6 protein-coding genes and 1 pseudogene are annotated in these 9868 nt (G+C 65.8%); 1 reads left to right on the forward strand and 6 read right to left on the reverse strand.

The genetic code is table 11. The features are described 5' to 3' along the window. The first annotated feature begins 606 nt into the window (after positions 1–606). Positions 607–885, forward strand: coding sequence for a hypothetical protein (locus AC1DQP_RS11510; RefSeq protein WP_256774328.1), 279 nt, complete (start codon positions 607–609; stop codon positions 883–885). Between the two features lie 458 nt (positions 886–1343). Here the strand turns inward: AC1DQP_RS11510 and AC1DQP_RS11515 are convergent, their stop codons facing one another. From AC1DQP_RS11515 to AC1DQP_RS11540, 6 genes and pseudogenes are all read right to left on the reverse strand, one after another. Next, positions 1344–2735, reverse strand: a complete 1392-nt coding sequence (locus tag AC1DQP_RS11515; protein WP_478051628.1) for an aldehyde dehydrogenase family protein — start codon at positions 2733–2735, stop codon at positions 1344–1346. Between the two features lie 200 nt (positions 2736–2935). Next, positions 2936–3790, reverse strand: a complete 855-nt coding sequence (locus AC1DQP_RS11520; protein WP_478051629.1) for an aldose epimerase family protein — start codon at positions 3788–3790, stop codon at positions 2936–2938. Next, positions 3780–4796 carry a glycoside hydrolase family 43 protein gene (locus AC1DQP_RS11525; RefSeq protein ID WP_457319104.1) on the reverse strand — a complete coding sequence of 339 codons (1017 nt, stop codon included), beginning with the start codon at positions 4794–4796 and terminating at the stop codon, positions 3780–3782. Before AC1DQP_RS11525 ends, AC1DQP_RS11520 begins: the two co-directional genes overlap by 11 nt. Continuing rightward, positions 4770–6242 (reverse strand): annotated as a pseudogene (locus AC1DQP_RS11530) (MFS transporter); the annotation flags it as partial. The gene AC1DQP_RS11525 and the pseudogene AC1DQP_RS11530, both read right to left, overlap by 27 nt. 10 nt (positions 6243–6252) lie before the next feature. After that, positions 6253–8877: a glycoside hydrolase family 3 protein gene (locus AC1DQP_RS11535; RefSeq protein WP_478051631.1), complete on the reverse strand. Its 2625-nt coding sequence runs from the start codon at positions 8875–8877 to the stop codon at positions 6253–6255. Positions 8878–8948: 71 nt separating this feature from the next. After that, positions 8949–9868, reverse strand: a 920-nt coding sequence (locus tag AC1DQP_RS11540; RefSeq protein WP_478051630.1) for a beta-xylosidase family glycoside hydrolase, incomplete at its 5' end; no start/stop codon positions are given.

The raw sequence follows: 9868 nt of genomic DNA on the forward strand, positions 1-9868 counted from the left end.
GAGAGGCACCATGCGCGTGCGTGTATACAGGCCATGCTCGAACGCCATGCGCTGGAAATCCCGGCCTGGCACGAACGAGGCGACACTCCGCCGCCGGGGAAGCCGGGAGCGTGATAACGGATCCCCCGTGCGGGCTCAGGGTCAGAAGCTGCACTTCACGTGCGTGTGCAGCCGGTTCAGATCGCCGGCCTCCCCAATTCCAGGCGGCGCTGGGCGTGGCTCAGCTCTGCGCCGAGGTCCAGCTTCGGGAAGGACAAGCAGCAACGGGAACGGCCCAAGGCGCTGCAGCCCGCCTTACATCAAGCCCATGCGATCAGTCATGTTGATTCGCGGATTGCAGACATAACGGAGCCGCTGTTCGCGCTGGGCTTTCGGGAATGCACGAAGAGCGGCGAGCACTGCCTGCCAATGGGTGAACCCGCTGTCCATTACCTTGGCATGCGACAACCTGGGCTGGGTGTACTGGCGAATCTCCCTGCGTGTGAAATACACGCTTTCGCCGCCCTACCCCTCGGACCATCGGCCATCTGGCGCCTGCCTGACGACGTCACCTTAACCGCGCCGTCCTATGCTGGGACCCCGTTCGCGTCCACAAGGGAAAACACCATGATCAAACTGCACACGCTGATGATTGCCGGCTGCCTGTTGGGATTCAGTGCCGTTGCCTCCGCTGAAACGGTCAACCTGACCAACAGTGCAGATGGCGCCAACCGAGATGCCGGCATCTCGGCGGTAAAGAAGAAGCTGCAGGACGCCTGTACCGACCGCAAGGGCTCACCCGACAGTGATTCGTTCGAGGTGGTCTTCGAGAAGACCAGCGACAACCCGAATGTGCCCAAGCCTTATTACGTGGACGGCAAAATGAAGTGTGAGCTGCCTGGCTGATGAGGACACCCGGCCAAGGCCGAGCGGATGCTTCAGGCCTGGCCGGCGGCTTTCTCACGCGGCGATTCTCTCCACCAACCTATCGAGCGCCGCCTTCGTGGCGCGCGCCGTATCTCGCTGCCGCTCCGCTTGGTGGTCACTTACCGGTTTCGTCGCTACATAAAGCTGCGTGCCGGCTGAGTCTTCAAGGGATGGAGCCGCAGGCCGCGTAGCGTCAGATAGGCGATGGGCGGGCAACCTGGGAGGCAGCGGACCAACGGTCCGCTCTACGGTGTCCCCCGGCCTTGGGCGGGCCGGGGATTCTGTTTACTCGGCGCGGTGGGTCCTTCAGTAACCGCCACGTATTCCGCGTCGCATCGGGATCGTCCCGGCCAGCAGCGTGCGGGGTTGGCGGTGGGCGACGGCCATCCGTGGCCAGGCGCGCGCGCAATCTGGAGTCGCCGGGCGCCGAGGCCGGATCAACCCGACGCGGCAGCCGCAATCTTGATGGACTTGACGTTGACAAACTCCTTCAGACCCTCAGGACCGTGCTCACGACCATAGCCGGACGCCTTCACACCACCGAACGGCAGCGCCGGGGATGCGACGTCGAAGGTGTTGATGAAGACCATGCCGGTGTCGAAGTACTTGCTCGCCAGTTCCCGGGCGCGCTGCACGTCCCGGCTGAACATGCCCCCACCCAGGCCGTAGCGGCTGTCGTTGGCGATGCGCAGCGCATCCTCGTCGTCCTCGGCGCGGATGATGGCCGCCGCAGGACCGAACAGCTCATCCTCGTAGGCCACCTGCCCCGGCGCCACATCCGCCAGCACCGTGGCCGGGTAGAACCAGCCGGTTCGCTCTGGCACCTCACCGCCGACCACCAGACGTGCGCCCTGCGCGACGCTCTTGGTCACTTGTTCGTGCAGCTTGTCGCGCTGCGCCTTGGAGACCATCGGGCCGAGCTGGGTGTCCTCGGCGTTCGGGTCGCCCATCCGGATCGCCTCGAACGCCTTTGCATAGGCGCTGACGAAGGCCTCGTAGTTCTTCTTCGTCACGATAAAGCGCTTGGCGTTGACGCAGGTCTGCCCATTGTTGAACAGGCGGCCTTTGACGCAGGTCGCCACCGCCAGATCCAGGTCGGCATCGTCCAATACCAGATAAGCATCGTTGGAACCCAGCTCAAGCACCGTCTTCTTGAGCGCCGCGCCGGCCTTGGCGGCCACCGTGCGCCCTGCCGCTTCGCTCCCGGTCAGTGTCACCGCGCGCACCAGATCGTTTTCCACGATGTCGTTGGATTGGTCGTGGCTGATCAAAAGTATGCCGAACAGCCCTTTGGGCAGCCCGGCACTTTCGTAGATGTCACGCAGCAGCAACCCACTGCCGGTGCAGCTCTCGGCATGCTTGAGCAGGACGCCATTGCCGGCCATCAGGCTGGCGATGGAGTAGCGGATCGCCTGGTAGGCCGGGAAGTTCCACGGCTGGATGCCGTAAATCACGCCGATCGGCGCGTGGGTGACGATGCCTGTGGCGCCCTCCACATCGCGCTCCTCATCGGCCAGAACAACAGGCCCCTGCTTGGCGGTGTAGTCACAGATGCTGGCACACAGCTCGACTTCAGTACGGCTGTCTTCAATTAGCTTGCCGACCTCGTCGGTCATCAGCTGTGCGAACTCTTCCTTCCGCTCGCGAAGTGCCTTGGCAATGCCGGCAATCACCTTTGCTCGCTCATCCAGACTGCGGAGACGCCATTGAGTAAAGGCTTCGTGACTGGCCTTCACGACCGCCGCGGCTTCAGCGTCAGACATGTAGGAATAGGTGGCGACTACTTCTTCGGTCAGCGGATTTACCGTGGTGAGATGGCTGTTGGACATGGAAAGAGGCTCTTCACTTCAAAACGAGGTCGGTAAAGAGTCGCCGTCGTGCAGTTTTCAAGCCGTGAATTCCTGAGCGACGTGCATCACTGTGAGTTCACTGGATCTCATTCCTGCCGCTTGATTCCGATGTAATACGCATCGAGCTTACCGCCGGGTCCAGCGGTGCATATGCGCTCACCGATAGGGTGGACGGGACGCTAGCCCTGCGTAATCCCCTCGCCCTCCCATATCAGCGTGAACGTCAACTCCATCTTCTGGCCCGGCGCCAGCCGCTGCGGTGCCAAGGTAAACCCATCCGACGGACCCGTCTGAGGCTCCGCGCACGTCGCGTGCCCAGCACCGTCATACACCACCCAGTGATCCGTATCGGCCCACAGCCGCAGGCGCTGGTTGCCAGACACCAGCGTCACCTCGGCTTGATTGATGAAACAGTCATCCCAAGGTCCAGGCGCGGGGCTGACGCAAGGCAACATGGCAATGCCCTCCCCGTCCCGTGGATACATCGCACTCGGCGAGAACAGCAACTGATCCGGCCTCCGGAACCAGGGATGCCAGCCGAGCACGGCGGGCATTGCCTGGTCGCCGGCCTCAACGGCGAGGTGGAGGTCCAGGCGATCTGGACGTACGTGGATGCTCTGCGTCGCACTGCCGCCGAAGGGCCAGTACGCATCCTCGGGCAGCGCCAGCGACAGCGTCGCCGCATCCGCGCCGATGCTCTGGATGTTCCAGGGCCGTGTAAAACCTACCCCGTGGATCGCGTGCGCCCCAAAGTTCGCAGGCAGCTCAATTGCCCTGCCATCAAAGACAAAGCGTCCCTGCCGAATGCGTCCCGCCCACGGCACCATCGGGTAGCACCCCCAACCGATGGCGGCCGCGCTACCTTCGTGTTCGCCAACCAGCCACTCCACGCCGTCGTAGCGCAGATGGGCAATGCGACCACCGGCTTCCGGTGCAAGCGCGACCTCCAGCTTGCCTGCCCGCAACCAGTAAAGGTGGCCGGCAGGCAGCGGCGCCTGCGCATCGTCCCTGGGTGAAGCCGTTTCAAGCGCCATAGGGATCAATCGTCCGGATGCTGCCGTCCGCGTCCATGTGCAAGGGCGTGCACTTGACCGAGCGCAGATGGGTCACGCCGCGCGACAACAAGGCGTCATGGTAGAAGAGATACCACTGCCCCTCGAACGCGCAGATGGAGTGGTGCGTGGTCCAGCCCACAACGGGCTTCAGGATCACGCCGGCATAGGTGAACGGTCCGTACGGGCTGTCGCTGACGGCGTAGCAAAGCAGATGCGTATTGCCCGTGGAATACGACAGGTAATAGCGGCCCTGGTACTTGTGCAGCCACGGCCCCTCGAAGAACCGGCGCGCATGGTCATCGGCACGCAGCGGCTGTCCGTGCTCATCCAGGATGACGACCTCGCGCGTGGGCTCCGCCAGCCGCGTCATCCCCGCGTCCAGTCGGCCGACACGCGGTCCCAGGGCGGGCGCCTCCCCGGAAGGCTCTGCGTGCGTCGCATCAAAGCGGTTGTCACGGTACTTCTGGAGCTGGCCACCCCAGATGCCGCCGAAGTAGAGGTAATGCGTGCCGTCGTCGTCTTCGTACACGGCCGGGTCGATCGAGTATGTGCCCTCCATCGGTTCCGGCGCGGCAGTGAACGGCCCCTCGGGGCGATCCGCCACCGCTACACCGATGCGGAACCTGCCCTGCCCGTCCTTGGCCGGGAAATAGAGGTAGTAACGGCCGTCGCGATGGGCCGCATCCGGCGCCCACATCTGCTGCGCGGCCCAGGGCACGTCGCGCACATGCAGCGCCATGCCGCAATCGGTGGCCTCGCCCTCGGGCGATTCCATCCGCAGCACGTGATAGTCCTCCATGCCGAAGTGCCCGCCCTCGTCGTCGAAGGGCGCGCCGCCGTCGATATCATGCGACGGATAGATGTACAGGCGCCCCTCGAACACGTGGGCGGAGGGATCGGCCGTATAGATGTGGGTCACCAGCGGCTGGGAAATGGCCTGCGCCGCGAGCCGATCAAGGTTGCCTCCCTGCCGACGCAGATGCAGGTCATGCTCGATGCGCGTTTCCATGTCCTTGTCGATCTTGTAAAGGAAGAGCAGCGCAACAGCTATCAGGAAGGGAATGGAGCAGTAGAGGCTCACCGTCAGGCGGATACCGTCCACCACGGCCTGGGGCTGCTGTTCCGCGCCGGCCTGATAGCCGTGGTGCGCGAGAATGCCGGCGACCAGCGCACCGCCGATGCTGAGCCCGATCTTCAGCCCGCACAGCATCGCGGAGAAGATGATCGCAGTGGCGCGGCGGTGGTTCTTCCATTCGGAATAGTCGGCAACGTCGGCGATCATCGCCCACAGCAGCGGGATGGTGATGCCGTAGCAGAAGCCGTGCAGCATGAAGGCGCCAAAGGCCACGCCGACCGCCGTGGGCGGAAACAGGTAGAACACCAGCAGGAACACGGTGGATACCAGCAGCGCGCCGCCGAAGACATCACGCTTGCCGAAGCGGTCGGCCAGGCGGCGGGAGACGCCGATGCCCAGGATCATGCAGAGGATGCCGCAGGCGTTGAACAGGCTGAAGGCCGAGGTCGCCGGATCCTCCGGCCAGGTGAAGCCGGACAGGCCCCATCCGTTGAGTGTCGCGTTCAATGCCCCGATGAAGGAGTTGAAGCCGGAGGTGTCGAGGAAGCCCGCCAACGCGGCCTCGCTCATGTAGTACTGGAAGTAATAGATGTAGGTGCCACCCTTCAGGGCCAGGTTGACGAAGACCAGCACCGTGAGGGCCAGCATCACCTTCCACGGACGGTTGTGCAGCAGGTCGGACAGGTCCTGCATCACCCCGCTCGTCTGTTCCTTGGCCGGCACGATGCGCTCGCGCGTGGTGGCGAAGGTGATCAGGAAGAACAGCGTGCCCACGACCGCGAACACGGTCATCACCCGCTCGAAGCCCTGCACGCGATCCTCATCGCCCAGGATCAGCACCAACGGCAGCAACAGCACCTGGATGATGAACTGCGCGATCATCACCGCCACGAAGCGGTACGCCGACAGGCTGTTGCGCTGGGCCATGCTGCCGGTGAGGACCCCGCTGAGCGCGGAGTACGGCAGGTTGTTGGCCGCGTACACCAGCATCAGCAGCCCATAGGTCACCAGGGCGTAGATGACCTTGCCGCGTGCGCCGAGGTCCGGCGTACTGAAGGCGAGCAGCGCCAGCACCCCAAACGGGATCGCCGTCCACAGGATCCAGGGCCGGAACTTTCCCCAGCGGGTGGCGGTGCGGTCGGCGGCGATGCCGATCAGCGGGGTGAACGCGAAAGCGCCCAGCAGGCCGATCACGAAAATGATGGTCGCTGCGGTGCCGGGCGGCAAGCGATATACATCGGTATAGAAGAATGCCAGGTAGGTGATCAGCGTCTGGAAGATCAGGTTCGCCGCCAGATCGCCCAGGCTATAGCCCAGCTTCTCCCGGATCGACAGCGCATGCTCGGCGCCTTCCATGCGGCGGGCGTCAGTCACGGCTGGCCTCCACCGTGAAGCCAGCCGTGGCGCGGACATCAGCGCTGGAGCTCCCTATCCTTATCTCGTACGTCCCCGGCGGTACCGCATACGCCCCTCGCGCTTCGTCGTACTGACGCAGGGCCTGCTGCGCGTCCAGATCGAATGCCACGGTGCGCCGCTCGCCCGGCGCCAGGTGGACACGCTGGAAGCCGCGCAGCGCCTGCTGTGCATCGCCCGGTTTCGCCTCAAGCCGTCGCACATACAACTGCACCACCTCGTCACCTGCGCGCTTGCCCATGTTGGCCACGTCCACCTGCACCTTGAGGGTCGCGTTGTCGGCGATGCGGGATGCATCGAGCTTGAGCATGCCGTAGCCGAACCGGGTATAGGACAGCCCGTAGCCGAACGGATACAGCGGTGTGCCGCGGAAGTAGCGGTAGGTGCGGCCCTCCATCGTGTAGTCGTCGAAGGCCGGCATCGCCTGGTCCGCGGTGTAGAAGGTCACCGGCAGCCGGCCCGCGGGATTGGTGTCGCCGAACAGCGCTTGGCCCACGGCGGTGCCACCGCGCTGCCCCGGATACCAGCTCATCAGGATCGCGGACAGGTTCGCCTGGGCCCAKTCCACCGCCAGCGCCGAACCGCCGGTCAGCACCATTACCACCGGCTTGCCCGTGGCGTGCAGCGCTTCCAGCAGGGCGCGCTGGGTGGCGGGCAGGCGCAGGTCGGTGCGGTCGCCGCCCGCGAAGCCGGGATAGTTCACCGTCATCTCTTCGCCCTCGACATCGCCGGTCAGGCCGCCGACGAAGACCACCACGTCCGCGTTGCGGGCGGCATCGACCGCCTCCTCGAACGGCGCCTTCGCGCCGGGCATGCGCCAGCCCAGTCGCACGCCTGCGTCGCGTTCGTTATCGAAGTACTCCAGCGTGAGCTCGTAGGCGCGGCCCGCCTGCAGGTCCAGGTCGACACCATCGCTGCGCAGGCGATCGCTGTTGTCCCAGTGGTCCAGCACCCGCTTTCCATCGACGTAGAGACGGAAGCCGTCATCGGCGGCCGCCTCGATCCGGTAGCGGCCCGAGACCGGCGGCAGCAGCTGGCCCCGCCAGCGGATGCTGAAGCCATCGTTGGGAATGCCCTGCCCCGGCGCCGCWTCACCGCGGGCCAGCAGGTTGTCGGTGGGTGAACCCCGGTCCCAGCGGAAACCGATCTGCGCATCGGTGCGGACCAGGGCCGGCGTCCCTGACAGATCGGGCGTGCGGAAGTACTCACCGCGCAGCCCACGTTCCGGGGAATCGGCCGACGGCCGCAGGTACGCTGCCTCGATCAGCGGTGTCGCACCGGGATCGTCGCGCCCTTCGACCAGGTCGACGCCGCGTGCGTACTGCACCTCCACCCCCTTCGCCGCGTCGCGGATCCCCTGCAGGATGGTCACCGGCGCGGCCGGCGTGCCGAAGTAGTTGCCGAGCAGGGCCATGGTGTCATCGGCGGTCGGACCGACCACGGCAATGCGCTTGAGGTTGCGTGACAACGGCAGCACGCCATCGTTCTTCAGCAGCACCAGGGAGTGCTGCGCGGCCTTCAGGGCCAGCGCGTCGTGCGCCGGGGCCTGGTTCACCGAGGCCGGTATCCGTGCCCAGCGCACGCGCTCGGGCGGATCGAACATGCCCAGCCGCATCCGCGCGGTGAACAGGCGCGTCACCGCATCGTCGATCTCCGCTTCGCTGATCAGCCCCTGGCGTACCGCGGCCGGCAGCGTGGCGTATTCCTGGCCGCACTCCAGCTCGGTGCCGTTCTTGACCGCCAGTGCCGCGGCGGCCTCGCGGCTGGGCACGATTTTGTGATGCTTCCAGATATCGACGATGGCCCAGCAGTCGGACACCACGTAGCCCTTGAAGCCCCAGTCCCGGCGCAGCACGTCGCGCAGCAGGAACGTGCTGGCGCTTGCGGACTCGCCGTACACCCGGTTGTAGGCGCCCATCACCGCGTCGACCTGGCCTTCCTTCACCAGCGCCTCGAAGGCCGGGAGGTAGGTGTCATACAGGTCGCGCTTGCTGGGCCGTGCGTCGAAGTGGTGGCGGTCCGCCTCGGGACCACTGTGTACGGCCAGGTGCTTGGCCGTTGCGTCGAGCTTGCGGTACACCGGGTCGTCGCCCTGCAGGCCGTGCACGAAGGCCACGCCCATGCGCGCGGTCAGGTACGGGTCTTCTCCGTAGGTTTCCTGGCCCCGGCCCCACCGCGGATCGCGGAAGATGTTGATGTTCGGCGACCAGTAGGTCAGGCCCTGGTAGCGGCCATGCGACCCCTCGCGTATGAACTGGTGATGCTTGGCGCGCGCCTCGTCGCTGATGGTGGTCGCAACCTGCGCCATCAACGGCACGTCGAAGGTGGCCGCCAGCCCGATTGCCTGCGGGAAGACGGTGGCCTGCCCTGCCCTCGCCACACCGTGCAGGCCTTCGTTCCACCAGTCGTAGGCCGGCACGCCCAGACGCTCGATGGCGGGCGCGGCGTTCTGCATCTGGGCGGCCTTTTCCTCCAGGGTCATCTGCCCCACCAGCGCGGCGGCGCGGGTTTCAAAGCTGGCCGAGGTGTCCAGCCAGGGCTGGGTTTCCGCCGCTTGACCGGCGGTCGCCGCTGCCATGGCAGCGCACAGCGCCAGGATGCGGACGATGGGGCCACGACGGCCACTGCAGAGGTAAGGCGCACGCGTCATCATTTGCTCCTCAAGGCGCGCTCGTCGCGCGCGAATGGTCCCAGCAGCGCGCCGACGAAGCCGCCTGCGCGATCCGTACTCAATACCGTTCCGTCCACGTCATCGGCGAGGGTCTGCCAGCCACCTCCGTCGGCCGCGTCGAATGCGAAGGCGTAGCGGCCCTCGTCACCGGCGATCTTCAAGCGCAGTGACGTGGACGCCGTCGCCTCGCGCGTGGCCAACGTTCGGGTCACACCGCTGCCATCGCGTCCTTCCAGGAAGACTGCCACGCGATCCCCTCCCAGGCTGCGTACGCCAAGGAAGTACCAGTAGTGCTCGCTCTGGAACGCGGCGAGGCCGGCTGCCACGCCTGACGCCGGGCGCGTCATCCGGGTGCTGGCCTCGAAGCGCAGATGCTGCTGGCGACGTCCGAGGAATGCCGGGTTGTGCAGCGTGTCCAGATTCTCCGCCAGCGGGTGCACGGCCAAGGTGCCCGGACGCAGGTTCAGGTCTGCCCACGCCTGTCTGGGGACCCGTACGCGCAGCCACCCCTTGCCGAGCGTCGGCGCATCGAACTCGTCGCGATCGATGAAGTTGCCGGTGGAAGGTGCCTGCGCTGCATCCCCCTTCATCCACGACGGCGCCTTGACCGCATACGGGATGGCCTGGTCGGCGGGCAGGATCACCGGCCATCCATCGYGCCAGTGCACCGGCAGCAGATACGTCTCCCGTCCCGTGTTGTAGTGGCGTTTCTGGTAATTGCGGCTGGCAAGGAACACCGCCCACCAGGAGCCGTCCGGACCTTCCACCAGATCGGCGTGCCCGGCGTTGGTGATCGGCAGCGGCCGATCGCCGGGCAGGTCGCGCTGGGTGAGAATCGGATTGCCGGCATAGGGCGCGTAAGGTCCCCACACGTCGCGACTGCGCAGGACCACTTGGG

The sequence above is a fragment of the Stenotrophomonas sp. P5_A8 genome (assembly GCF_056400545.1).